Origin of the sequence: Pantoea sp. EABMAA-21 (assembly GCF_030053335.1) — a bacterium.
Lineage (GTDB): Bacteria > Pseudomonadota > Gammaproteobacteria > Enterobacterales > Enterobacteriaceae > Pantoea > Pantoea communis.
Window position 1 is genome coordinate 223,605 of record NZ_JASGBX010000005.1, and the last position, 24,119, is coordinate 247,723.

Sequence of the window (24,119 nt, forward strand, 5' to 3'; positions counted from 1 at the left end):
TCCCTGGGTTATTTCTTGGTGCTACTGGCAAAAAGAGAATGGAAGAAGCTGTACAGCGCGTCGCCCGCAATAAACCCTGCGGCCATCACCTCCATCGGTGAACGTCCACGCTCGCCCCACACTCGAATGATCAGGATACGCAGTGCGATCCCCACCATCACCGCCCAACCTGCTGCGGCGTTGTTGATTAACAAACCGGTCGCCAGCAATACGCCTAACTGACGCTTCGGCCCACCGATAAACTGAATAATCGCACCCGGAATCGCCCACATCAGCAAGCTTCCGGCAATGCCTGGCTCGGCACCGGCCTGAATGGTTTTGGCGTAAACGCGTGCCACTGGTGGCAGCAGGTTTTCGGCGAAGAACAGGTTGTGTGCGTACCACACCACTGGAATACAGATCACAAAGGCGATCATCGCGGCGATTAACTGGATACGGCGGCCCCACAGCTCTTGCTGTAGATCGGCACCGTTACCGCGCAGGATAAAGCCGGCTTTCAGGTCGTAGCCCATATCGGCAAAGGCCGGTCCTGTTGCGGCGGTGAAGCCACACAACAGGCAGAGCGCCAGCGGCGGGAAGCCGAGCAAAATACCGAGGATCAGGGTTATCAGCGCTACGGCAAAGGCCGGGAACCAGCCTGAGTGCATCGCGGCGATGCCGACAATCAATTCATGCACGAAGGCAGCAAACGCGGCATACACGATAAACAGCACCAGCATCGGCAAGCCCATCTGGCTCCACAAACCGCCCGCCAGTGCCAGCAGCGTGGAGATGATGATGTAGCCAACGGTGCCGAAGCCGAGAGAACGCTTCACTTCGCTGTCGCTGCGGCTGACATTCAGCTGATCGTTGCGACGGCTGACAATCACCTGCACGACCTGAATCAGCGCCACCAATCCAGCGCCGACCATCATGCCGTGTGGGATATACAACGCATTGATATCGATACCAGCAACCGGTTGCGCATATGCACGCAACAGAAAACCAATACCCAACATGCTCAGCGCCCAGATATTGCCAATAAAAGCAGTACCGAAGGCTGACATGGGGATTTTCAACATCGAACCGGCAATGCCGCCGACAATACCCACCACCAGCAACCACGCCTGACGGCCGCCTTTATCGCCGGCTTTGATCGCTTCCGCGGCTGCCACGCCCGGTGGCCACGCATTGCTGGCCGGGAACACGCGGGTATCGAACAGGCGGTATAGCAGATAGGCATCCAGCAGCATCGCCGCACTGACACCGACAAACAGCGGCAGTACCAGCTGCGGTTCACCCAGCGCCCACGGCACGGCAATCGGCATCAGCAGACTGTTCGCCGCACCAAAGGTGGCAGAAGAGATGGCGGTTTGCGCAAGGTTCTGTACTTCGATGGAGCGATAACGACGGAACCATTGCAGAGGAATGCGCGCCAGCAACATGGCAAACAGCGCACCGATAATAGAGGTATTGGGTGTCACCCCAATGGTGGTAATCAGCTGAACCCCGATGATGGCACCTGCTACAGACAGCAGAACCAGCATTAAGCCCACGCCGATACTTTTTATTGGATTATGTTGACGCATATTATCCCCGTATTTTCACCCTGTAGAAAACGCGTAATACGTTTTATGCCCGACACGCGGGACATCAACGCTTTTAATAAATCGTTCCCTGATTTTTGAAATAGGCAGGTCCGAAGACCTGCTATTTCCCTGGTGTGGCGCGAATAAACGCCTTTAAATCGAAAATAAGGTTATGCGCCGTATTTCTCGGCCATCAATGCAGCCGTTGCGCGCAGTTCGCTGAGCAGCGCGTCCGGATAACCCGGGGCCGCTTCTTGCGAGAGAAACGAGAGACACAGTGCGGCACTTTCGCCGCGATGTTTATTGGTGACCGCCACCGCCAGTGAGCTGATGCCCGGCAACGTCTCATTGCGTGCCAGTGCCCAGCCCTGCTGGCGAATCACCGCTAATTCTTTACAGAGTGCATCAATGTTCAGAGGCGAGTTTGCGGATGCGGCTTGCCAGTCATCGGCAAAACGCGCACGCACTTCGTCATCACTCAATTGTGCCAGCAGCACGCGCCCGGTAGAGGTACCGGAAAGGGAAACACGCGTACCTGGCGGCGTGACGAGTTGGGTGAAAAAACGGCCGTGATACATGCGCATCACCAGAACGTCTTGCCCATCCAGCACGGAGATGTACCCCATACAACCACTGCTGGCCGCCAACTGCGCCATCGGCGCAGAAGCACTATCAACCAACGGCGTTGATAAGTAGTGCCCCGCAACTGAAAGCAACACACGACCAATCTGGAAACAGCGACTATCGGGATCACGCTCAAGCAATCCTTCACTTTCCATGGTCGCCAGCAGGCGAGAAACGGTGCTTTTCGGCAATCCCAACGCGTCAACCACCTCGGTGAAGGTCAGGCCCGGATGGCCCTGCGTCACGCCAAAGCGCTGGAAAAGCTTAAGTACGGCAGCGGCGTTTTCGAGTGTGGTCATGGCGTCGGTTTCACTATGTGGAACTGAGTTCCTATATCAATACAGTGAAAGTAATTCGCTCTGCTGATCGGGTCAAGCGCAAATTTTGAACCGGCTATATTTGCGTCGATTTAACGCAGCATAAAATACGGCGCAAACTGAAAATAAAGTGACGTCATCAGGCAAGCAGGAATAACAGCAGAAAAGGATGGCGGTTCTGGCGGGCATATTAGTCATTTTAAGGCAGTTGAAAATAACTGTTTTGCCACGGAAAGTAATCACTGATTAACAGGCGTCCCTGCCCGCGAGATTTACTCTTTATCCGCGTCTTCATAACGCGCTTTGGCATCCTGCGCTTCGGCTTCAGTTTTGTGCTCACTGATCAGTGAATCGGGCTTCGGATGGTCAGCGCGTAACTCATACCACGTCACAGTATTGCCTGCCGCGCCTTTCTCAACGGCAACGATGCGCGCTTCTCGCGGGTACGGTGGTTTGGTTGGCATAGATTTCCCTCTTATGTCTGGTTTCCACACAGACAGCGGCGATCCCCCTGTCTCTAATAAAGTATAGACAATGGAGGATCGCGAGAAAAAAGAGGGATAAATCTGAAGGGGTTAGCTGGCGCGGGCGAGCGAGAGGGATTGCAGAATTTGATCAACAACCTGTTCTGGCGCCTGCATGGCATTCACTTCATGGTGCGCGGTCTGGCGGTAAAGATGCGCGCGCTCGCGCAGAATATCGCTCATCTCCTCGGCAATCGGACGACCGGTTAGCGTCGGGCGCTGTGCGGCTTCGGGCTGACGTTCAAGACGATCAGCCAGTACCGTTGACGGGGCATTTAACCAAATCACCTGCCCATGTTCGCGCATAAAGCGGCGATTCACCTCAGCCAACACCATCCCGCCGCCGGTGGCAATCACCGTTGCCGGCGCTGTGACCGCCCGCAGCGATTCAGTTTCGCGCGCACGGAAGCTGTCCCAGCCTTCAGCCGCGACGATTTCCGCCACGGTGCGCTGCGTCGTGAGCTGCAGGTTATGATCGGTATCGCTAAAGGCATAACCAAGCGCCTGAGAAAGGGCCTGGCCGATAGTGGTTTTACCGCAACCGCGTGCGCCGATCAGATAGATGGGTAATGACATCCGGGCTCATCCTCCGCCGTATTTATGCCGCACGGGCAAGGTCATCAGGTCAATATTGCGTCGCATGATACCTGGATTTTATTTTATCAGCCACCCGCGAAGCACGATTTACGCGTATTTACGGCCATGAATTCACTATCAACATGATTAATAAAGATAAAATGATGCGTATTTCGTGCATCAACCTATTTGTAAGCACGGGCAACATTTCCTTACCAGGCCATTGATTTACTTTCTGTCACGTTGACCACATATAAGAAGGTACGAATCATTGGAGGTTCACACCATGCAGAATGAAGAACAACAGTTAATTGATAATCTCTTTAGCCGACTGAAACAGGCTGAAACCCAGAGCGGACCGCGTGATGCCGGTGCCGAACAGCTGATTAAACAGCACTTGCAGAGCCAGCCTGGTGCGCCTTATTACATGTCACAGGCAATCCTGATTCAGGAAGCAGCGCTGAAAAAACTCAACGCTCAGGTGGCCGACCTGGAGAATCGCCTGGCACAGGCTCAGCAACAACAACAGCAAGCACCGCAGCAAAGCAGCGGTGGTTTCCTGTCGAGTCTGTTTGGCGGCGGTTCTCGCCAGTCTGCACCGCAGCAGCAACAGCCAGTGTGGGGCAGCGCGCCGCAGCAGCCTCAGCAGCAATACGCGCAGCCCCAACAGCAATATGCGGCTCCGCCTGCGCGCGGCACGGGTTTCCTCGGTGGTGCATTACAGACAGCTGTAGGTGTGGCCGGGGGCGTGGTGATGGCCGATATGCTCACCAGCATGTTCCATCATTCTCAGCCGGAAGAGATTGTGAATATCATCAACGAACCGGCGCTGCCGCAGGTGGATAACAGCCTCGATACCTTTAACGGTAATGACAGCAACAATGCCTTCCTGAACGACAACGCCAGCTGGGATAACAACAGCTTTGCGGATAACAACGACTTCAGTGACTTTGGTGGCGGCGACTACGACGACGATGACAGCTTCGTCTGATTAACGCTGGCGTAACCACTTATCCAATTCGTTAGCAAACAGCTGGCGGTCACGTTGGTTTAGCGCCGACGGGCCGCCACTTTGCACGCCACTCGCTCGCATTGTTTCCATAAAATCACGCATGGTCAGACGCTGACGAATGGTATCCGGTGAGTAGCGCTCGCCGCGCGGATTCAACGCCGCAGCGCCCTTCTCCAGCACTTCTGCCGCTAAGGGAATATCCCCGGTGATCACCAGCTCGCCCGGCTGCACACGCTTCACAATCTCGTTATCAGCCACATCAAATCCCGCCGCGACCTGCAGCGTTTTCAGCCACGGTGATGGCGGTACGCGCAGCGGCTGATTCGCCACGAAAGTCACGGTGATTTTGGCGCGTTCGGCGGCTCGGTACAGCACTTCTTTGATGACATTGGGGCAGGCATCGGCATCAACCCAAATCGACATGTGTTTTCCTTTTTCCTACAGAATTGCAAGCGATCTTGCCCGCTTGCGGCAGAATGGCAAATATTTTTACGCGGCTTGTTATTCAGCACAGCTGTCGTAAGCTAACTCGCACGAGAAAATGAACACTTAAAGGATAGAGCGATGCTGGAGAAGAAAATCGGGTTTATCGGCTGCGGCAATATGGCGAAGGCCATTATCAGCGGACTGGTCAACAGCGGGCTGATTGCCCCGGCTAACATCTGGGTTTGCGACCGCAAACCGGCCACCAATCAGGCGATGGCAGAGCAATATGGCGTGACAGCGGCTGAAAGCCCAGAGAGTCTGGCACGTGAAGTCGATATCCTGTTTGGTGCCGTGAAACCGAATGTGATTCTCAAAGTGCTGAAAGATCTCGCGGGTCAATTGAAGAAGGATTCGCTGGTGGTGTCGATCGCCGCAGGCGTCACCCTCGATTCACTGGCTGCCGTGCTGGGGCACGACCGCAAAATCATCCGCGTGATGCCGAATACGCCGTCGCTGGTGAACGAAGGCATGACTTCGATTACCCCTAACGTACTGGTGGAACCGCATGAAGTCGACGAAGTGGTTGGCATCTTCGAGAGCTTCGGCAAAGCGGCGGTGGTGAATGAATATCTGATTCATGCCGTGGTCGGTGTGAGTGGTTCGGCTCCGGCCTACGTATTTATGTTTATCGAAGCAATGGCAGATGCTGCCGTGCTCGGCGGCATGCCGCGTGCGCAGGCCTATCAGTTCGCGGCACAGGCGGTGAAAGGTTCCGCGCAGATGGTGCTGGAAACCGGCAAACATCCTGGCGAATTGAAAGATATGGTGTGCTCACCCGGCGGTACCACCATCGAAGCGGTGAAAGTGCTGGAAGAGAAAGGCTTCCGCGCGGCGGTGATCAACGCGATGCAGCAGTGCATGGCCAAGTCCGAAGCATTAAGTAAGCAGTAACCTACCCGGTTTAATCAGGTGCGCATGCCTGCGCACCTGAATCCGTCCAATGTTGTGCAGCGCTCTTTACGCGCCCTGCCCCTGATACGCTTCAAACAGCGCCAGCCCTTGCGCCAGCGTCATCGGTTGCTGCATGGTTTCCACCAGCGCCGCTGTCAGCGTGTACATCCCTGCTGAACACACCGCCGCGATGATGCCCTGACGACAGTAAAAGGCGATAAAACTTTTGTCCTGAAGCGATCCCAGCAGTCGGTAGTCGTCCCACTCTTCGGCATGGCCCAGATATTCGTAGCGCGTACCGTAGTGTGCGGTCCAGAAAAACGGCACGCGATCATACATCATACCTTTGCCCAGTATATTGAGAGCCGCGATTCGCCCCTGCTGCTGCGCCACACGATAATGCTCAATACGCTGCGGGCCACGCGGCGTGAGATAACTGGCGATATCGCCCGCGACCCAGATATTGTCAGCAACGCGTAGCTGCCCGTCGGCGAGCAGGCTGCCATCGTCCTGCAGTGGCAAATCATGGATGAAATCCGTCGCCGGTTTCACGCCAGTGGCAAACAGCACCTGACTTGCTGGCACCGATTTGCCCCCTTTCAGACGCACCGCTTGCACCTGTTCTTTCCCTTCCAGCGCTTCCGGCTCACCCTCAACAAATTTCACCCCATTGCTGCGGTGCAGATCGTGAAAATAGCGTCCAATCTCTTCACCAAACTGCTTAGCAAACGGCAATGGATGGCGGGCAATCACCGTGACATCCACATCACGATTGCGCAGTGCACCCGCCATCTCCATACCGATAAAACTATTGCCGATGATCACCAGCTGCTCTGTTTGATCCACCTGTTTGAGCAGTTCATCCGCCTGATTTAGCGAACGTAACAGATGCACACCCTGCAAATCCTTACCGGGGATGTTAAGAGGCTGCGGCACGCCGCCGCTGGCAATAATTAGCTGGTCAAATTTCACTGTCTGACCATCAGCAAGAATCAACCTCTGATCCTGCGCCTTGAGTTGCGCGACCTCGCCCTGAATACGCTGTAGCGAACCCAGCACATCCGGCTTAAGGAGTTTAGGCACATCCTCAATCGCCATTTTTCCCGAAGGCACAAACTTGCTCAGCGCGGTGCGATCGTAAGGGGCGGCGGATTCGCGCTCCACCAGCACAATGCGCCCGCTGAAACCTTCATCGCGGAGCGTCCAGATCGCCGCACTGCCTGCGGCTCCGGAACCTAAAATCACGCACACCGGTGATTCGCCCTGAGCGGCGGGCGCACTGGCGGGTGTCATCGCTTGTGGATTCACCAGCACCTTGCCCTGTTCAACACGCACCGGATAGCGTTTGAGGTTGGCCAATGCCAGCGGCTCACACATCTTGCCATCGCGCAGTTGAAATACCGCCTTGTGCCACGGACACACCAGCTTGTCGCCGCAAATTGCACCCTGCTCTAACGGCGCTCCCGCATGGGGGCACTTTGCCTGCAACGCCTGCACCCGTTCGCCATCGCGAACCAGTACCATATCGATATCACCCACGGTGAATTTGGTGGGTTTGTGCTGCGCCAGCGACTTGAGTTCCACGACAGATTGATAGCTCACGATTAGCCTCCTGCGTTGTTATTGGATTTGACGACATTAAATCCCTTCAAAAAGTAAGCCTGGCAAAGCAGGAGAATTTCGCTGAAGAAACAAAGCGTAACGGCGGATAAGCTATTACTTATCACACCGTTAGCGAGGAAAATAAAATCGCGCTTCAGGCTGAGGCGGCTTGCCACACCTTTTTGCCCTGTTTGAGACAGGCGAATAACGCCACGCCCCCATCTGGCTGGGGTTTCAGCAACAACACATCCGCCGGCGCACCGGGTGCCAACCCATGCTGCTGTGGCAAATCTAACTGCCGTGCCGGACGAATCGATGCCATCTCAATCGCCTGCTGCAAAGAGGCTAATTGTTGCCGCAGCAGAAAATTGACGCCATCCAGCAGGCCCCGCGCGGAACCGGCCAGCAGCTGTGGCGCATCCGCCATACTCAGCCGCCCTTCCGCGCTCAGTTGCACGCGTCCGCCTATTGCCGAATCGTAGATGCCCGGCGGCTGCCCGGCAAAGCAGGTCACATCACTCACCAGCAGCGCCTGCTCGCCCTTCGCCCGTAAAAAGACTTTCAATACCTCAGCGGGCAGATGATCACCATCGGCAATCAGCGTGGCCGCCAGCGCATCTTCCGCCAGCTGCTGCCAGATGTAATTGGGATGGCGCGGCAGTTGCAGGTGCGCGCCATTGCCCAGATGAGTTGAAAGCGAAGCGCCCGCCAGCACCGCATCATGAATCTGCGCGGCAGAGGCTGAGGTGTGCCCAATCGCCACCCGCACCTGCTGCTTCACGCAATGCTGGATGAGCTCGCTGCTTTGCGGCCATTCCGGTGAGAGCGTCAGCAAACCAATGCGCTGCTGCGCGGCCCGTTGCCAGCTTTCAAACAGAAACACATCCGGCGCACAGATCGCCTCCCGTGGATGCGCACCGCGCGGGCCGTCCTCCGGTGACAAAAATGGCCCTTCCAGATGAAAACCCGGCACCGCCAGCGCGACGTCCGAATAGTGTTCACAGGCGCTGGCCAGTCGCTGCAACGCTTGCGCAATCTCTCCGGGCTGAGCGGTGATCACCGTCGGCATAAAGCTGGTGACCCCTTGTTGCCACAACGCGTGCGTGGCATTCAGCACATCCTGTTCGCTAAAAGGAAAGTGATTAAAGTCCACGCCCTGAAAGCCGTTAACTTGCAGATCCACCAGCCCCGGCGCCAGAATCAGATCGTTATCGGGATCTGGCAACGATCGCACCTCTGCCAGCAGGCCTTCACACATGTAGAGCTCAATCGGATCCAGCGTGCGGTAATCGCGACCGCGTAATAGCATTTCAGTCAAAAATCACCTCCGCGCAGGCATCGGCGTCGGTATATAGCGTGCAGTTGGGATGCTGGCGCAATCGGGTTGCCGGGCAAGCCGTGGATATCGCGTCGTGCAATGTTGCCTGCACCGCTGCGCGTTTGGTCGCGCCCGGCACCATGCAGAACAGCCTGGTGCCACGCATCAAAGCGGGAATCGTCAGCGTCACCGCGTGCGTCGGCACCTGCTCGAGTGTGGGGAAACAGCCGTCGTTGACCTGCTGCTGACGGCAGGCGTGATCCAGTTGCACTGTCTTGACGCTAAGCGGATCGCTGAAATCCGCTACCGGCGGATCGTTAAAGGCCAGATGGCCATTTTCACCAATGCCCAGACAGACCACATCGATCGGTGCCGCCTCCAACTTGCGCGCATATTCGCGACACACTCCCGCAGGATCGCCACCTGAAGGGATGAGATACACTTCGCCAGGTTGTACCCGGTCAAACAGATGTTCACGCAGGAAATGGCTAAAGCGCTGCGGCGCATCTTCATTCAACCCAATGTATTCATCCATATGAAACGCGTGAATACGCGACCAGTCGAGATTCGGCGCGACAGCCAGCGCGGCAAGAAACTCATGTTGTGAGGGGGCGGCAGCAAATACCATCCGCACCACCGCCTGCTGTTGCAGTAATTGCTGCAAATAGGCGATGGCATCCTCTGCCGCCGCGATGCCTAATGCATCACGATGGGCGAAGCGCTTGACCCACAAGCAGTCGCGCTTTCCCTGTTGTAAAAGCGTCATTCTTATCCCTCCTGAGAAGCGTTGTGACTTTTCGGCCAGTGCGCACTGGCGGGCATATCCTGATCCTGATTGAGTGCCGCGAGCAGCGCGTCGACTTCCGGACTGACCGGTGCACGACGCAGCCATCCCATCACCACAAACAGCACCAGCGATGACATCACGGGGGCGGCCACCTGAGTGGCAGTGCTGACATCAGTTAAGATAAATTTCACGCAGAAAAAGGTGCCCACGCCCACGGCCCAACTCACCAGCGCCGCGGCACTGCCGCTACGACGAAATGCGGGCAGTAAGCCTAAAAGCATCGGAATCGAAATGGGCCCCACTAATCCACCGAACCAGATAATCAGCAGAGACAGCACACCGCCGAAACGGCTGGCATTCATGGCGATAATCAACGTGGTGATGATGAAGAGAAAAGCCGTCAGACGCGCGACGAGCAGCGAGCTTTTACCGCGCTGAAAATGGCGCGGCAGCATGCCGGGCAGAATGTCACGCGTAACCACCGCCGTGATGGCATTGGCATCTGATGAAGTCATCGACAGTGTGTGAGTGAACATCGCCACCAGCACTAATCCTATTAACCCATTCGGCAGTAATTCCATCGCCATCACAGAGTATGAACGTGAGGGATCGCTAAGATTGGGGAACAGCAGCGGTGCCGCCCACATCGGCCAGAACAGTATCAGCGGCCAGATCAGGTAAAGTGCGGCCGAGAGCAACGCCGCTTTACGTGCATCGCGACCCGCCGGTGCGGCGATGAAGCGCTGTGCCAGATTCCAGGTGCCGCCGTTGTAGCTCAGGGTGTAAATCACAAAGTAGGCGAGGATAAAGCCGAGCGTATACGGCTCCTGAACGATGTCGGTGTGCGTGGCGGGCAAGTGCTGCCAGATGGTGAACAGTTCGCCGAAACCGCCCAGATGCATCGCCACGGCCACCACCATGACAATCGCGGCAACAAACTGCACCACAAACTGGCCGAAATCATTACAGGCATCGGCCCATAAACCGCCCATCACGGTATAAAACAGGCTAAGCGCCCCGGAGATGCAGATGCCAATCAACGGATTTAACCCGGTAAAGACATTGATGATCACGGCAATGGCGGCCCATTTGGCGCCGACGTCGAAGGTTTTCAGCAGCACCCCACTCCACGCCAGCACCATTTGCGTTGGCAGGTTATAACGCGTCGCGAGGTACTCCATCGGCGATTCGATATTCATATGGATTCGCAGTCTGGCCCAGCGTGGGGCAAACAGGCGCGACCCAATTAATACCGCAACGGAGATGGGAAACGCCCACCAGAAATAGATGGTGATGCCCATGTTATAAGCCACTGCCGCATAGGCCACGAACACGGCCGCACTGTAGCCGGACATATGATGCGAGACGCCCGACAACCACCAGGGCATTTTCCCGCCTGCCGCAAAGAAATCACGCGTGCTGCCGACTTTACGCATCGCCCAGAGCGTAATGGCCACTATCATCAGCGCATACAGCGCCATCACAGCATAATCAAGCACATTCATAGCCGTCTCCACAGGTCAAAGCTGCCCGACGAAAGCATCCGGTTCGAGGGGAAGGATAGATTATTTTTTAATTAGTCCTTATTTAGGATTAATACATCCTGGCAGCATTACCGCGTTTAAAATGTGACGACGCTCCGGCTATTACTTTTTCTTCTGACCGGTGAATGGGAGCGAGTGAGAAGCAATAAAAAAGGGCTCATACACAGTATGAACCCTTAAATCAGGTGCAATTCGATTAGGCTTTTTTCAGGCAGGAACTCATAAAGGTCTTGCGTGCATCGCCGCTGAGTTTTTTATCAGCCGCGTCGGTATTACAGGTTTTCATCTTCATTTGCTGCGGCGTCATGCTGCCCATCTTGCTGTCTTTTTTCAGACAGTCGCTCATGAAGGATTTACGCGCATCCCCTTTTAAATCCTGAGAAGATGCGTGTTGATTACACATGGTCATTTTATTTTGTTGGGCGGTTTTCTCTGCTGCACCCGCATTGCCCGCCAACAGCAGGCCTGCTGCTATCATTGCCAAAAGACACGATTTCATTGCCGGAATCTCCATAGAATTATTGCCTCTTAATCATGGCAGGAAATAAGCAATGCAGAAAAAAATATATTCCCTCGTCCAAAGCTTGCTGCGAGCACGCTAACAGCAAAATCGGTTCTTCAGCGTGGCGTGACGCTTACACGCGGGGATGATTCAGCAGCTTTTCAACGTAGTTACGCAGCAGAGTGGTATCTGGGGTTTCTGCCGCAGGGGCAAGTGGAGGCATCGCGGTGGCGATACCGGCCGCAATCTCGTTGAATTGTTCAGGATCCAGCTTACGCAGCATGGCCGTCAGCACAATTTCTAATGCCTCTACCTGGACCACTAATTCTTTTGACTCTTCTTCTTTCTCAGCCAGTTTTAGCAGAAGTTCCGCGATAAGGTTTTTCATGCGACAGGCTCAATAAGAGATGGAAAACAGACGTTAGCATTGAGGGGGTTAAAACAACAGGGATTTTTGGCGGTTTGCTTAAAATTTAGAATAAGCGCAGCGTTAAAAAAGAAACGGAATTTCAATATGTAACGGCGAAACGTTTCACTTCATTGATAGGGCTTTCTCGAAACGTTTCGCGCGTATTCATGCATTAACGTCTGGCGCTAATTAATGGGGTCCCATAAAGCCACGACCTGGACCGCCACCGCCGCCAGGACCACCCCAACCGCCTCCGCCACCCGGCGGTGGGAAGATACAACCGCTCAACGCGGTCACCAATGCCACAACGGCAGCGAGTTTAATAATACGGACCATAATTACCTCTGGATGGTGAAATCGGGCTGAGTGTATGAGGCGGTAACGGGCACGACAATACAGAATTCTCTGCAACCCGGCGCTATTCATCTCTGCTCACCACGCTTAACAAATTACTGGCACTACGCCCGCAAAAAAACCACAGAGGCATCATCATATTGTAGAAAATTTCAACCATTGCGGGCGGTCGATCACTTTACACGCCGCACGAAATGACGCAATGTGAGCGCATTACAATCAATGAGATCTTACCATGACCCTGCCCACCCTTTCTCTCAGTGATATCCTGGCGCGTCGCGACTGGGAAAATCCGGTGATCACTAGCCTGAACCGTCTGGATGCCCATCCGCCGTTTTCCAGCTGGCGCGATGAAGTCAGTGCGCGCGACGATGCCCCTTCTCCATCACGCCAGTTACTGAATGGACAGTGGAGTTTCAGCTATTTCTCACAGCCTGAAGCGGTGCCACAAAGCTGGTTGCTGCAGGATTTGCCTGGCGCGCATTCCCTGCCCGTGCCTGCAAACTGGCAGCTGCATGGCTTTGACGCGCCAATCTACACTAACGTGCAATATCCGATTCCTGTGAACCCGCCGTTTGTTCCCAAGGAAAACCCCACAGGATGTTATTCGCTCACATTCAATGTCGATGAGAGTTGGCTGACGCAAGGACAAACGCGCATTGTGTTTGACGGTGTTAACTCGGCCTTTTTCCTGTGGTGTAACGGCCAGTGGATCGGCTATTCACAGGACAGCCGCCTGCCAGCCGAGTTTGATCTCAGTCAGGCAATACAGCGTGGCCAGAACCGACTGGCAGTGATGGTGTTGCGCTGGAGCGATGGCAGCTATTTAGAAGATCAGGATATGTGGCGCATGAGCGGGATTTTCCGCGACGTCAGCCTGCTCCATAAGCCATCAACCCAACTGGCCGACGTGCAAATCGAAACGGCGCTGAGCCCGGAATATATCCGTGGCGATCTGCGCGTGAGTGTCAAAATTAACGCCGGTGAACGACCGCTTAATCAGTGCCGTCTGCGTGTGAGCCTGTGGCAGGACGAAACCTGCATCGGCAGTGAAGAACAAGCGCCGGGCAGTGCGGTGATTGACGAACGTGGGCATTACCCAGAGCGCGCGCTGCTGGTGCTGCCGATAAAAAATCCCCTGCTGTGGAGTGCGGAAACGCCCCATCTCTATCGTGCCGTGGTGACGCTATTGGATGACAACGGGCAGGTGATTGAAGCCGAAGCCTACGATGTCGGCTTCCGGCGTGTCAGCATTGAAAACGGTCAACTGTGCGTCAACGGCAAGGCCCTGCTGATTCGCGGCGTTAACCGTCATGAACATCATCCGGAAAATGGCCAGGTGGTGGATGAAGCCAGCATGCGGCGCGATATTGAATTAATGAAACGCCACAACTTCAACGCCGTTCGCTGTGCGCATTATCCCAACCATCCGCTGTGGTATCGCCTGTGCGATGAATATGGCCTGTATGTCGTCGATGAGGCCAATATTGAAACCCACGGCATGCAGCCAATGAACCGTTTATCGGCCGATCCACGCTGGTTCGCCGCCTATAGCGAGCGCATCACGCGCATGGTGCAGCGCGATCGTAACCACGCTTGTATCATCATCTGGTCACTCGGCAATGAGTCCGGCCATGGCAGTACCCATGATGCGCTCTATCAATGGGTGAAAAGCAGCGATCCGACCCGTCCGGTGCAATATGAAGGCGGTGGCGCCAATACTGCCGCCACCGATATTGTCTGCCCAATGTATGCGCGCGTCGATCAGGATCAGCCCTTCCCTGCCGTACCGAAGTGGTCATTGAAAAAATGGATTGGCCTGCCGGGTGAAACGCGTCCGCTGATCCTGTGCGAGTATGCGCACGCGATGGGCAATAGCTTCGGTGGCTTCGCCAAATACTGGCAGGCCTTCCGTCAGTTCCCGCGCCTGCAGGGCGGTTTTGTCTGGGATTGGGTCGATCAAAGCCTGATGCGTTATGACGAACAAGGCCAGCCATGGCAGGCTTACGGCGGCGATTTTGGCGACACGCCTAACGACCGCCAGTTCTGTATGAACGGTCTGGTGTTTGCCGATCGAACGCCGCATCCGGCTTTGTTTGAAGCGCAGCGTGCACAGCAATTCTTCCAGTTCCAGCGCGATGCCAGTAACGCCTGGCGTTTCACGATCTCCAGCGAGTACCTGTTCCGCGGCAGCGATAATGAAGTGCTGCGCTGGTCGATTGAACAGGATGGCGTTTCCGTCGCGCAGGGCGAATTACCGCTGCATCTCACCGCGCAGGGCAGCCAGACGATTGATATTCCAGCCGCTGAACATTTACAGGGGAATGCGTGGCTGAATCTCGCGGTGCATCAGATCGCTGCCACCGCATGGTCGGAAGCCGATGCCCGCGTGGCCTGGGATCAGTGGCCGCTGCCCGCCGCGTTAATGCCTCGTGTGATTGATGCCACGCCCACCGCGCCAGAGCTGATTGCCAATCATGATTTGGTTGCCGTGCAACTGCCGCAACAGCGTTGGCACTTCTCGCGCCGCAGTGGGGAGTTGGTGCAATGGTTTGTTCACGATGAAGAGACGATGCTGACGTCATTGCAGGAGTGCTTTGTACGCGCGCCGATTGATAACGATATCGGCACCAGTGAAGCCGCCAATGTCGATCCCAATGCCTGGGTGGAGCGCTGGAAACACGCGGGCTATAACCAGCTGGAAGCGGTGCTGCTGGATATGCAGGTCGATAGTCTGAAACACAGCGTGCTGATTGAAACCTGGCATCAGTGGGAGGCCAATGGGCAGGTGATCTTTACCAGCCACAAGCGTTATCAGATCGGTGGCAACGGTGAGTTGAGCGTCAGTGTCGAGGTGCAACAGGCGCCGGGCTTGCCTGCTCCCGCGCGCATCGGGTTGCGTTGTCAGTTGAGGAGCGCGCCGCAGAGTGTGAGCTGGCTCGGCCTGGGCCCGCATGAAAACTATCCGGATCGTCAGCTGGCGGCGCAGTTTTCACACTGGCAGCAGCCGCTGACTTCGCTGAGTACCGCCTATGTGTTTCCCGGTGAAAATGGATTGCGCTGCGGTACGCGCCAGCTTGATACCGGCAGCTGGCAGGCGAGCGGCGATTTTGCGTTCTCGCTCAGCCGCTACAGCCTCGAACAGCTGCGTGATACCTCGCATCGCCATCTGTTGCGGGAAGAGGAAGGCTGCTGGCTGCACCTTGATGGCTTCCATATGGGCGTGGGCGGTGACGATTCCTGGAGCCCCAGCGTCAGCCCGGAGTTTTTGCTTTCTCAGCAGCAGTGGCACTACGCGCTGACGCTGCGCCAGTAGACTTCTTCGCCGCCTCACCTTGCTGGCTCAGCGGTGGAGTCAGCTCAGTTTTCGGGCGGCGATAGAAGCGGCGCAGAAGCAGGACATTCAACAGCACCACCACGGCGGTAGCGAAGAAGACCCAGCGATAGCCGGTCGCAGCAGACACCGCCGCACCCAATAGCGGGCCGGCCACGTTGCCGAGATACATAAAGGATTGGTTGTAGCCAAAGATGCGTCCGGTGACATTATCGCGCGAGTGGCGTACCAGCAGCGTTTGTACTGCAGGCATCATCGCGCCATCGGCAAAGCCCAGCAGGAAACGCAGCACGCCTAACTGAGTGGCGCTGGTAACGAATGACATCGCCATCAGCAACACCAGAGAAAACAGCATGGTGCCCATCAGAATGCGCTGCGTGCCAATGCGATCGCCCAGCTTACCCAAACGAGGGGCGGAGATCAGCGCCGAAACGCCCGGCAGTGCGGCAATCACACCACTGAGGAAAGCAAGATTCTGCGCATCGGGCGCCAGCTCACGCACGAACAGCGTCAGGATCGGGTTCACCGAACCGTTACACATCTGGATCACCATGGTGGTGACGAACAGACACATCATCAGGCGAGGATTGTCGAGGCTGCGGAACACCTCGCGTCCGCTCATTTTGTCCTGCTTGCTCACTGGCGTGTAGCCGGTCTCTTTGATCAGGAACAACGTGACAAGGAAGCTCACCATCAACAGCACTGCCGTGACAATAAACACCATGCGCAGTCCCAGCCAGTCAGCCAGCAGCCCGCCAATCATCGGCCCCAGAATCACACCGCCAATTTGCCCGGTGGAGACACAGCTCAATGCCCAGCCGCTGCGCTCACGCGGAACCTGAGCGGCCACCAGCGCCATCGCATTAGGAATATAACCGGATGTCAGGCCCATTAGCGCACGCAGCAGCAGCAGTTGCCATGCTTCGGTCACAAACGCCTGCAACAGAATCACCGCGCCCATGCCAAAGGATGCGCGTAACAGCATCAGCTTGCGCCCTTTGCGGTCAGCCAGACTGCCCCACAGCGGTGCCACCGCAGCAGATACGATGAAGGTGATACTGAAGGTGAGACCCGACCAGACGCTCAGTGCATTGGCGCCATGGATACCGAGTTCCTCAACGTAGAGCGGCAGGAAGGGAATGATCTGGCTGATGGCCAATCCAGTGAAAAAGCAGCCAAACCAGACCGAAATCAGATTGACCTTCCAGGACTCGATGGAGCGTAGCATGGGCATCTACATCAGAAAAAATGAAATGAGGGTTCAGTCTAACAACCTCATAACATCGCTGGACGGCAAAACATGGCATCGGGTTAAAAACGCGGTTTTCCGCTGCCTTGCGTGATTCTGCTCACAGCAAATAGTGTAAGGGACACGATTTATAGTGTCTTTATGTGCTGTAACAAACAACTCAGCAAGATAAGCGCGTCGCGACGAAGCGCAAACGTGAAAAAATATGTCTATCCATTACTGACAATATTCGACGCCGCATCTATGTTTAAAAAATCACCGGCCATCGCTGGCGAGGCGCTGCCGGTTCTGGACAGTTCCCATGCTTAACCCATATTTCCCAATGCTGCCAATAACCGGCGGTGGGCATCGTTGTCTCTGCGGAGGTCAGCCATGAGAATACATCCTAACAGCGCCAGTCGGGCGATTACCGACTACTTTAACAGCCCTGCCTGGCATGCGCCGCACGAGAGCGATCTGCTGGCAGCGATCATGCGCGAATTGATGGATGATGGTCAGCCCGCGACCAGCAAAGCGATCATTGCGCGGGTGATTGCCAAACTGGAGTTTGAAGGGGATGAGCAGCAGCTCCAAAGCTATCGTAATTTGCTGGCGCAGTTGCTGGAAGACAGGCAACAAAAGCCGTAAGGTACCGTCATTAAACCACCGAAGAAATCGCCTTATGTGCGGTGGATTTAAAGGACATCTGCAGCGTTCAGGGACTTCAAGACGCGCCGTAAGCGGGCGCGCCTCAATATCGTGTTACTTCACTGCGCGCAGGTGATCGGCCTCGCTGACCACCGCTTTTCCGCTTGTACGCTGGTACAGGCACAGCTCACGCCCAATCTGATTTTTCATGTGCTTCTGCGGATAACGCCCTTCCAGCAGTACCGCGTCGTAGCCGACGCTGTCGTCATACTGAATCGGTTTCCCCACCACCTTCACCCCTTTCAGGCCGCTGGCTTTCAGACAGGCTTGCTGCCGGGTTTGGCTGTTTTGCTGCCAGGCGGCTTCGCTCGAGGCGTGCGTCAGTGGACTTAATAGCAGGGTGATTAGCAGAATTTTTTTGGTGTGTCTCATCGTCGCTCCTCATCAATCCAGTACGGATTAATAGATAAAAAAATTCCCGCCGAGGCGGGAAGAAACAAGACGAGCATTGCATATTCGAGAGTGACGAGGAAATCTCCGTAATGCGCAGCTATCCTCGCCCGGCGCCATGACAGCCCAATGACAATGCGATGTCCGTTTGAATTTATCCGCAATAAACCCGCGAAATTTTACCACTCTGATCAGCAGTAAAGTTCAGGCGGCGCAGGTTGAAGTCCATGGTGACGGCACCGTTCCACGGAATGGCGCGCACCGGCACCGCAAAGCGTTGGGTATCAAGGCTGCTCAGTGGCTGGCCGATATAATTCTGATATTGCGATGCGCCACACTGATCGGTTTCGGGATCGTGGCTGGCGGCAGCGGTGCTGTCCGGTTTGCTGGCTGACTGGCAGGCGGTTAAGGCAAAAAAGGCCGTGGCCAGTAACGCTTTTCCATAATGGGTCACAAGTTTCTCCTCCTGGATAGTAAACGAACCATTCCCGAGAGTAACAAAGCAAGCCGTTGATGTGAAAACAATGCCAGCGGATTGGTCGAAGAATTGTGCTGTAACACGCGATCTTCCTCTCATTTTCCAGGATTAATCGCACGCGCTGTCTAAAAATTACGCACTCAGTCACTATAATTAACTAAGAATTATCTGAGGAGACGATGATGGAACTTGCTATTTTTATCGGCTTTGCCATCCTGATGACCGTGGTTGCGGTTCGGGTGCGCTAAGCCACGATAATGCTGGCGGCAAAACGGCCGCCATCAACGAGAGGCCGCCTATTGAGCGGCCTCTTTTTCATCCTGCAAACGCGCATTAAATGCCGCAAGCGGCATCGGTTTGCCAAGAAAATAGCCCTGCCCCTCTTCACACGACAGCGCTTTTAGCTCGTTGAGTTGCGCTTCGGTTTCAATCCCTTCTGCCGTGATGGTGAGCGCAAAGGCGCGTGCCAATCCGACAATCCCCGCCACCACTGATTGCGCCTGCCTGGATTCCGGGAACTCTTTCATCCACGATCGATCGATTTTCAAACCATTGAACGGGAAGGTTTTCAGGTAACCCAATGCGGCATAGCCGGTGCCAAAATCATCGACCGTTAGCCGCACGCCAAGCGCACGCAGCCCCTGCATGATTTCCAGCGCACGATCGGGATGCTCGAAGGTGACGTTTTCAGTGATCTCCAGCTCCAGTCGGGTGGCCGGTAAGCCGCTAACCGCCAGCGCATGCGCCACACGATCCACCAGATCGCTGTTGCGGAACTCCACCGGTGAAATGTTCACGGATACATAGCGCTGGTCGCCCCAATCGCTGGCATCATGGCAGGCGCGCATGAGCACCCAGTCACTGATGGCAGCGATCAGCCCATTCTCTTCCGCCAGCGGAATAAAGCGGTCAGGGGTAATCCATTTATCCTCGCCCACCTGCCAGCGAATCAGCGCCTCTGCGCCAGCCAGCTGTCCCGTTTGCAGTTGATAGCGCGGCTGGTAGTGCAGTGAAAATGTGTTGTTGCGCAGCGCCTCTTCAATCGCCTGCACCATATCGCGCTTCGATTGAATATGGTTGGCCATATCGTTGGAGTACCATACCCAGCGATCGCGTCCAGCCGTGCGTGCCTGGCCGAGAGCGATGTCCGCAAGCCGTAGCAAGGCTTCCGGTTGGCTGGCGTCCTGCGGTGCGCTGACGATGCCCATGCTGGCTGTAAGACTCAGTTGATGCGATCCGCTGATAATCGGCTGATGTACGGCGCGTTGCAGTGCGCGGCAGCGATACTCCAGACCGGCGCGCGAGCTTTCGCGCAGCAGTAGAATAAACTCATCTCCGCCCAGTCGTGCCGCCAGTTCATCTGGGCCGATCAGGTTTTTCAGCCGTTGAGAGATCTCATTCAGCACCACATCGCCCACCGCGTGGCCCCAAGAATCGTTGATCGGTTTGAACTGATCGAGATCGAAGCTGATCACAAACAGCGGTGCCTCTTGCGTGGCATTTTCCAGATGTGTGGTCAGGAATTCCTGTAGCTGCATGCGGTTGGCGAGGCCAGTGAGCAAATCATGACGTGACAGGAACTGGATGCGCGCTTCTGCATCCACCTCATGGGTAATATCGGACACCGTGCCGCGAAAGCCGGTGCGCAGTCCATTACGACGAATGGTTTTCGCCATCAATTCGCCGATGCGGCGCTCACCATTGGCGGCCATAAACTGGCAGCGCAGCGGCACATGCTGCATTTCATCGCCCTGACGCAACAGCCAGGCCACCAGCGAATGGCTGGGATGACTGAGGAGTTGATCCAGCGGCCGCCCAATCCAGCTTTTGACCTCGTGTCCTGTCACGGCGGCAAACCGCGAGGAGAGATAGCAAAGGCGGCCCTGATCGTCCACTTCCCAAATCCAGTCCGAGGCCGCTTCTGCAAGATCGCGAAAACGCTCTTCACTGTTCGCCAGTTCACGCTGGCTGATGGCCAGCATTTCAAAGCGACGATCGGAAATAACTGCATTATGCAGCGCATGGCGAATCACCCGGCGCGTCACCAGCGCAACCGCTAACGCCGTAAACAGCAACAGCGGCATCATCAGCCATATCACACCAAAACCGGGATTTTTGGCCTGCCAGCGCAATACCAGCGATTCGCCCTGAATCACCGGTTCGACCAGACGCGGTTCATACAACGCATCGTTTAAGCCATTCGCAATACGCGGCGCAATCACATTGAGCGATTTGCCCAGCGCCTGCAGTTTTTCCGGAGTCATGATGTTGACGAACACCATCACCGAAGAAGGGCCAGAGATGGTGGGGAGATCGGGCACCTTGCCTGGGGTGATCGGTGCGGCCACCACCAATGCCGGCTGCTGATTGATTATCACGTTACGTGTGATGCCATCTTCGGGCTGGTGACGTGCGGCGGCCAGCAATAGTGCAGCTTGCCCACCTAACCAGCTCTCCAGCGACGCCTCTGACAATTTGCCATTCACCACCGCATAGCGCGTTTTGCCGGCGCCATCGATCACAAACACGCCATCGTAGTGATACTCTTTGTACAGGCTGGGGCCAAAGTTCTCTTCGTCCCACGCCCAGACTTTATTCACCGTCAGGTGCAAATTTTTCCAGCCTTCCCCCCAGTTCGCATAATCACGCACATCGATGATCATCTTCTCCTGCTGCTGTAGCCAGGCCTGGCGCATCAGGTTGACATCCTGCTGGATCGAGTCGCTGTTTTGTCGGTGGGCTATCACCAGCACCATCACGACTGAAAGCAGCAGCACGCCAAACAGCAGCGATGTCAGAGTGCGCAGACTGCGTCGCGTCACCCGAACGGTGTGTGCTTCCATATTAGCCCTGGCAGGCAAGGTCGCGTGCCGGTGATACTCAGAATTCATGCAATATGCTCGCAAAACAGAGGCAGCAAAAAAGAAGACAGGGTGCGCGTTCATGGCGCCTCTGTCCTGTAATGGTTTTTTCGGTTATCGGCGCAGGCCGCCGCAGATTTAGTCCTCACGGCGGAATTTTTGAGCAGTGCGATTCTGTGTGGGGCCATCTCGACAGCAATGATCGCCATTGCTACTATGCGTTTTCCTCTGCCCATTGAGCTGACTATGGACACCCAATCCGACAAGGTGACGCTGACGCTGTTCTACGCCGCGAGCTTTGTGGTGTATTACGTCGTGACCATGCTGATTACGCTGTTTCCCAACTATGGGGCGCTGCGTAATAACGGTTTACTGGTGCCGGTGCTCTGCTTGTTCGAATTCGCGGTAATTTACCCGCTGTATCGTTTTTACTGCCAACGCCGCACTGACATTCCGCTGGGATATCTGCGTCCCGGCCAGGCGTTGCTGTTTGTGGGTGCGCTGGTGGCACTGATGGTGGCGCAAACGCAATTCCTGCAACCGGAAGGCTGGTTGATTGCCCAGAGCCAACAGGGTCGCAGTTCGATGTTGATCCTGCTGCTGACCGCCGTGCTGCTCGCGCCAGTGTTTGAAGAGGTGTTGTTCCGCGGTTTTCTGTTACAGGGGTTTCTGTTATGGGCGCCGAAAAGTCGCTTCGCCTGCATGCTGCTCACCTCGCTGCTGTTCGCCGCGATGCACACGCAATACGTGCATTGGGAAACCATCGTGGCCCTGACGCTGTTTTCACTGTTGCTGTGTTACGCCCGTCTGCGCAGCAATAGCCTCGCGCTGCCCATCTTCCTGCATACGCTGAATAACCTGATCGCGATTCTGCCCGCCTGGTTCTATGCATAAAAAAACAGCGCAAGAGATTGCGCTGTTTTCAGAATAAAAGCATCAGGAAATGGCCGAGTCTTTGTGCTTGTCCGCCTCAAAATGGGCTTTGAACTGCTCGTAAATAGAAATCATGTTTGAAGCATCGCCTTGCATTGGGCTGAGTTTGCCTGCACGCACCAGTTCAATCACCAGTTGCAGCGCGGCTTGTTTTGGGCTGCTGGCCGGATGGGCAATTTCGTTCAACATTGGTCACTCACTCATCATTTTTGTCAGGGCCGCACAGTTTAGCCCAGATTGTACTGCTGTTGTGCGTCCGTCTGGTTATAATCTCGCCGTTCGCACCACCAGGCCGCTCAGGGTGATCATTGACTCTCGTGCCGTTTGGCTATACTGGATTAAAAAAAGGAACGAACAGCCACTGCTTCCGTATCATCAGGAACGTGTTAAAGGAGTCCAATCATGCTGATTGGTTTTGTGTTGTTAGTGAGCGCGTGTGGACATGATGCCTGTGACGCCTTACCCGTGTCAGAACGTATCTACCCAACCAAAGTGGCCTGTGAGCAAATGGCCGACCGCATACATAAAGTCCGGCCGAATGTGGTCCTGCTGTGCGGGGAAGTGCACCGTTAATTCGGTGCCAGTTTTATTTGAACTGTACAAAAATAAGCCAGGCGGCATTGCAAGATTGGCGCATAGCGTCCAAAATATAAGCTGCTTTACACTATTACCGTTGTGAATCCCATGAAGACTACTCGCCCCCGTCGTCCAAACGGACGCTGGGTTTATTACATTTTGTATGATGGCATTCTCTGGCCCTGCCCGGTGCGTTGGGAGTGGGAGAGCAGCTTTGAAGGCTGGTTGCCATTCTACTACTCGCCGACCTTTGAGTTTGTGGCGGGCGACCCACGCAAGGCCTATCGCATTGCGCGCAGCAGTGTGCGTAACGTTCGCCATCCAGACAGCGAGTACGCCTGAATCAACCGAGTTGCCATGGCAACCAGGAGGCGGTCAGCAGATAGTGCACCCCTTCCAGCACCAAAATCACCATCACTAGCACGCCGAGCTTATGGCGGCAGATCCAGTCTTTCAGCCCCATATCATCGCCGCCCAGCGAATCAGCATCAGCGCGCCGCAGATGCACAGCAGCACCACAATCATTTTCCAGTGTTTAGTTGCAGCCAGTTTTTTCCCCACGCATCCTCCAGACGGCAGAAAGCAACGATGCGCCCTAAGGCGCATCGCTATTCTACCGCTGGTAACCCGTAAGGGCGATTAATTATTCAGCGTGTAGTCCAGGCTAATCTCGGCATTAAGCACCTGAGATACCGGGCAGCCCGCTTTGGCTTTCTGAATAATCTCATCAAATTTGGCACTGTCGATGCCTGGCAGCGCGATGGTGCTGGTGAGTGCAATTTTGGTAATGGCAAAACCTTCACCTTTCTTGTCCAGGGACACATCCGCGGTGGTGTCGATGCTTTTAGGCGGATGCCCAGCCTGACCCAGCATCAGCGACAACGCCATGGAGAAGCACGCCGCATGTGCAGCACCGATCAGCTCTTCCGGATTGGTGCCCTTCTCACCCTCAAAGCGGGTATTGAAGCCATAAGGCTGGTTGCTCAGCACGCCACTTTCGGTGCTCACCGTACCCTTGCCTTTGATGTCGCCTTCCCAATGGGCCGATCCTTTCTTATGAATGGTCATGTCATTCCTCCTGTTAGTCAGACAGCAGT

The 24,119-nt window shown here is 55.4% G+C and carries 26 protein-coding genes; 7 read left to right on the forward strand and 19 right to left on the reverse strand.

The annotated features are described in order from the left end of the window. Positions 1-8: 8 nt before the first annotated feature. The 4 genes from QMZ65_RS09865 to aroL form a co-directional block, all read right to left on the reverse strand. The gene (locus QMZ65_RS09865) at positions 9-1,568 is read right to left on the reverse strand and encodes an OPT/YSL family transporter (RefSeq protein WP_058961463.1); all 1,560 of its coding nucleotides are present in this window, start codon (positions 1,566-1,568) and stop codon (positions 9-11) included. 170 nt (positions 1,569-1,738) lie between these two features. Continuing rightward, entirely contained in the window at positions 1,739-2,491 is a 753-nt protein-coding gene (locus tag QMZ65_RS09870; RefSeq protein WP_034830515.1) for an IclR family transcriptional regulator, read from the reverse strand. A 290-nt stretch (positions 2,492-2,781) separates the two neighbouring features. Beyond that, positions 2,782-2,973 carry a YaiA family protein gene (locus QMZ65_RS09875; RefSeq protein WP_034830514.1) on the reverse strand — a complete coding sequence of 64 codons (192 nt, stop codon included), beginning with the start codon at positions 2,971-2,973 and terminating at the stop codon, positions 2,782-2,784. 111 nt (positions 2,974-3,084) lie between these two features. Next, positions 3,085-3,609: a shikimate kinase AroL gene (gene aroL, locus QMZ65_RS09880; RefSeq protein WP_034830512.1), complete on the reverse strand. Its 525-nt coding sequence runs from the start codon at positions 3,607-3,609 to the stop codon at positions 3,085-3,087. Between the two features lie 286 nt (positions 3,610-3,895). Here aroL and QMZ65_RS09885 point away from each other — a divergent pair, with 286 nt between their 5' ends. Beyond that, the gene (locus tag QMZ65_RS09885; protein WP_058961466.1) at positions 3,896-4,600 is read left to right on the forward strand and encodes a DUF2076 domain-containing protein; all 705 of its coding nucleotides are present in this window, start codon (positions 3,896-3,898) and stop codon (positions 4,598-4,600) included. On the opposite strand, the gene QMZ65_RS09890 is transcribed toward QMZ65_RS09885, so the two are convergent. Then, positions 4,601-5,044, reverse strand: a complete 444-nt coding sequence (locus tag QMZ65_RS09890; protein WP_034830508.1) for a YaiI/YqxD family protein — start codon at positions 5,042-5,044, stop codon at positions 4,601-4,603. A 141-nt stretch (positions 5,045-5,185) separates the two neighbouring features. On the opposite strand from QMZ65_RS09890, the gene proC reads away from it, so the two are divergent. Further along, complete coding sequence (gene proC, locus QMZ65_RS09895; protein WP_034830503.1) at positions 5,186-5,998, forward strand: pyrroline-5-carboxylate reductase; 813 nt, start codon at positions 5,186-5,188, stop codon at positions 5,996-5,998. A gap of 66 nt (positions 5,999-6,064) precedes the next feature. Here proC and QMZ65_RS09900 read toward each other — a convergent pair whose 3' ends face one another. The 7 genes from QMZ65_RS09900 to QMZ65_RS09930 form a co-directional block, all read right to left on the reverse strand. Continuing rightward, positions 6,065-7,600 carry an FAD-dependent oxidoreductase gene (locus QMZ65_RS09900; RefSeq protein ID WP_283215918.1) on the reverse strand — a complete coding sequence of 512 codons (1,536 nt, stop codon included), beginning with the start codon at positions 7,598-7,600 and terminating at the stop codon, positions 6,065-6,067. A gap of 154 nt (positions 7,601-7,754) precedes the next feature. Beyond that, a complete protein-coding gene (locus QMZ65_RS09905) occupies positions 7,755-8,909 on the reverse strand; it encodes an N-acetylglucosamine-6-phosphate deacetylase (protein WP_283215946.1) in 1,155 nt (384 codons plus the stop codon). A 1-nt stretch (position 8,910) separates the two neighbouring features. Beyond that, positions 8,911-9,684, reverse strand: coding sequence for a glucosamine-6-phosphate deaminase (locus QMZ65_RS09910; protein ID WP_283215919.1), 774 nt, complete (start codon positions 9,682-9,684; stop codon positions 8,911-8,913). Between the two features lie 2 nt (positions 9,685-9,686). Next, positions 9,687-11,210: a sodium:solute symporter family protein gene (locus QMZ65_RS09915; RefSeq protein ID WP_283215920.1), complete on the reverse strand. Its 1,524-nt coding sequence runs from the start codon at positions 11,208-11,210 to the stop codon at positions 9,687-9,689. 235 nt (positions 11,211-11,445) lie between these two features. After that, positions 11,446-11,748, reverse strand: a complete 303-nt coding sequence (locus QMZ65_RS09920; protein ID WP_034830548.1) for a PsiF family protein — start codon at positions 11,746-11,748, stop codon at positions 11,446-11,448. Positions 11,749-11,884: 136 nt separating this feature from the next. Continuing rightward, on the reverse strand, positions 11,885-12,139 hold the full coding sequence (gene iraP, locus QMZ65_RS09925) for an anti-adapter protein IraP (protein WP_034830496.1): 255 nt from the start codon (positions 12,137-12,139) through the stop codon (positions 11,885-11,887). A gap of 210 nt (positions 12,140-12,349) precedes the next feature. Beyond that, positions 12,350-12,496, reverse strand: coding sequence for a hypothetical protein (locus QMZ65_RS09930; protein WP_166933682.1), 147 nt, complete (start codon positions 12,494-12,496; stop codon positions 12,350-12,352). A 253-nt stretch (positions 12,497-12,749) separates the two neighbouring features. Here QMZ65_RS09930 and QMZ65_RS09935 point away from each other — a divergent pair, with 253 nt between their 5' ends. Beyond that, on the forward strand, positions 12,750-15,830 hold the full coding sequence (locus tag QMZ65_RS09935; protein ID WP_283215921.1) for a beta-galactosidase: 3,081 nt from the start codon (positions 12,750-12,752) through the stop codon (positions 15,828-15,830). Here QMZ65_RS09935 and QMZ65_RS09940 read toward each other — a convergent pair. Beyond that, positions 15,769-17,076: a multidrug efflux MFS transporter gene (locus QMZ65_RS09940; protein ID WP_034830491.1), complete on the reverse strand. Its 1,308-nt coding sequence runs from the start codon at positions 17,074-17,076 to the stop codon at positions 15,769-15,771. The two genes, QMZ65_RS09935 and QMZ65_RS09940, sit on opposite strands and share 62 nt — an antisense overlap. 393 nt (positions 17,077-17,469) lie before the next feature. Between QMZ65_RS09940 and QMZ65_RS09945 the strand changes: the two genes are divergently transcribed. Then, entirely contained in the window at positions 17,470-17,724 is a 255-nt protein-coding gene (locus QMZ65_RS09945) for a biofilm development regulator YmgB/AriR family protein (protein ID WP_097117529.1), read from the forward strand. 114 nt (positions 17,725-17,838) lie between these two features. On the opposite strand, the gene QMZ65_RS09950 is transcribed toward QMZ65_RS09945, so the two are convergent. The 3 genes from QMZ65_RS09950 to QMZ65_RS09960 all read right to left on the reverse strand — a co-directional run bounded on the left by QMZ65_RS09950 (position 17,839) and on the right by QMZ65_RS09960 (position 21,543). Continuing rightward, the gene (locus QMZ65_RS09950; RefSeq protein ID WP_097117530.1) at positions 17,839-18,156 is read right to left on the reverse strand and encodes a hypothetical protein; all 318 of its coding nucleotides are present in this window, start codon (positions 18,154-18,156) and stop codon (positions 17,839-17,841) included. A gap of 172 nt (positions 18,157-18,328) precedes the next feature. After that, the gene (locus QMZ65_RS09955) at positions 18,329-18,628 is read right to left on the reverse strand and encodes an I78 family peptidase inhibitor (RefSeq protein WP_097117531.1); all 300 of its coding nucleotides are present in this window, start codon (positions 18,626-18,628) and stop codon (positions 18,329-18,331) included. Between the two features lie 320 nt (positions 18,629-18,948). Next, on the reverse strand, positions 18,949-21,543 hold the full coding sequence (locus QMZ65_RS09960) for a bifunctional diguanylate cyclase/phosphodiesterase (protein ID WP_097117532.1): 2,595 nt from the start codon (positions 21,541-21,543) through the stop codon (positions 18,949-18,951). A gap of 216 nt (positions 21,544-21,759) precedes the next feature. Between QMZ65_RS09960 and QMZ65_RS09965 the strand changes: the two genes are divergently transcribed. After that, positions 21,760-22,407 (forward strand): CPBP family intramembrane glutamic endopeptidase, encoded by a 648-nt coding sequence (locus QMZ65_RS09965; protein ID WP_034830547.1) that lies wholly within the window; start codon positions 21,760-21,762, stop codon positions 22,405-22,407. A 42-nt stretch (positions 22,408-22,449) separates the two neighbouring features. On the opposite strand, the gene QMZ65_RS09970 is transcribed toward QMZ65_RS09965, so the two are convergent. Further along, positions 22,450-22,635 (reverse strand): hypothetical protein, encoded by a 186-nt coding sequence (locus QMZ65_RS09970; protein WP_034830477.1) that lies wholly within the window; start codon positions 22,633-22,635, stop codon positions 22,450-22,452. 213 nt (positions 22,636-22,848) lie between these two features. Between QMZ65_RS09970 and QMZ65_RS09975 the strand changes: the two genes are divergently transcribed. Together QMZ65_RS09975 and QMZ65_RS09980 are read left to right on the forward strand one after the other, a co-directional pair. After that, positions 22,849-23,019, forward strand: a complete 171-nt coding sequence (locus tag QMZ65_RS09975) for a hypothetical protein (RefSeq protein WP_007887091.1) — start codon at positions 22,849-22,851, stop codon at positions 23,017-23,019. A 111-nt stretch (positions 23,020-23,130) separates the two neighbouring features. After that, the gene (locus tag QMZ65_RS09980; protein ID WP_283215922.1) at positions 23,131-23,364 is read left to right on the forward strand and encodes a hypothetical protein; all 234 of its coding nucleotides are present in this window, start codon (positions 23,131-23,133) and stop codon (positions 23,362-23,364) included. Positions 23,365-23,475: 111 nt separating this feature from the next. Here QMZ65_RS09980 and yniD read toward each other — a convergent pair whose 3' ends face one another. Beyond that, on the reverse strand, positions 23,476-23,583 hold the full coding sequence (gene yniD / locus QMZ65_RS25245) for a small membrane protein YniD (protein WP_097117533.1): 108 nt from the start codon (positions 23,581-23,583) through the stop codon (positions 23,476-23,478). 78 nt (positions 23,584-23,661) lie between these two features. Beyond that, positions 23,662-24,090: an OsmC family protein gene (locus QMZ65_RS09985; protein ID WP_034830472.1), complete on the reverse strand. Its 429-nt coding sequence runs from the start codon at positions 24,088-24,090 to the stop codon at positions 23,662-23,664. Positions 24,091-24,119: the final 29 nt, after the last annotated feature.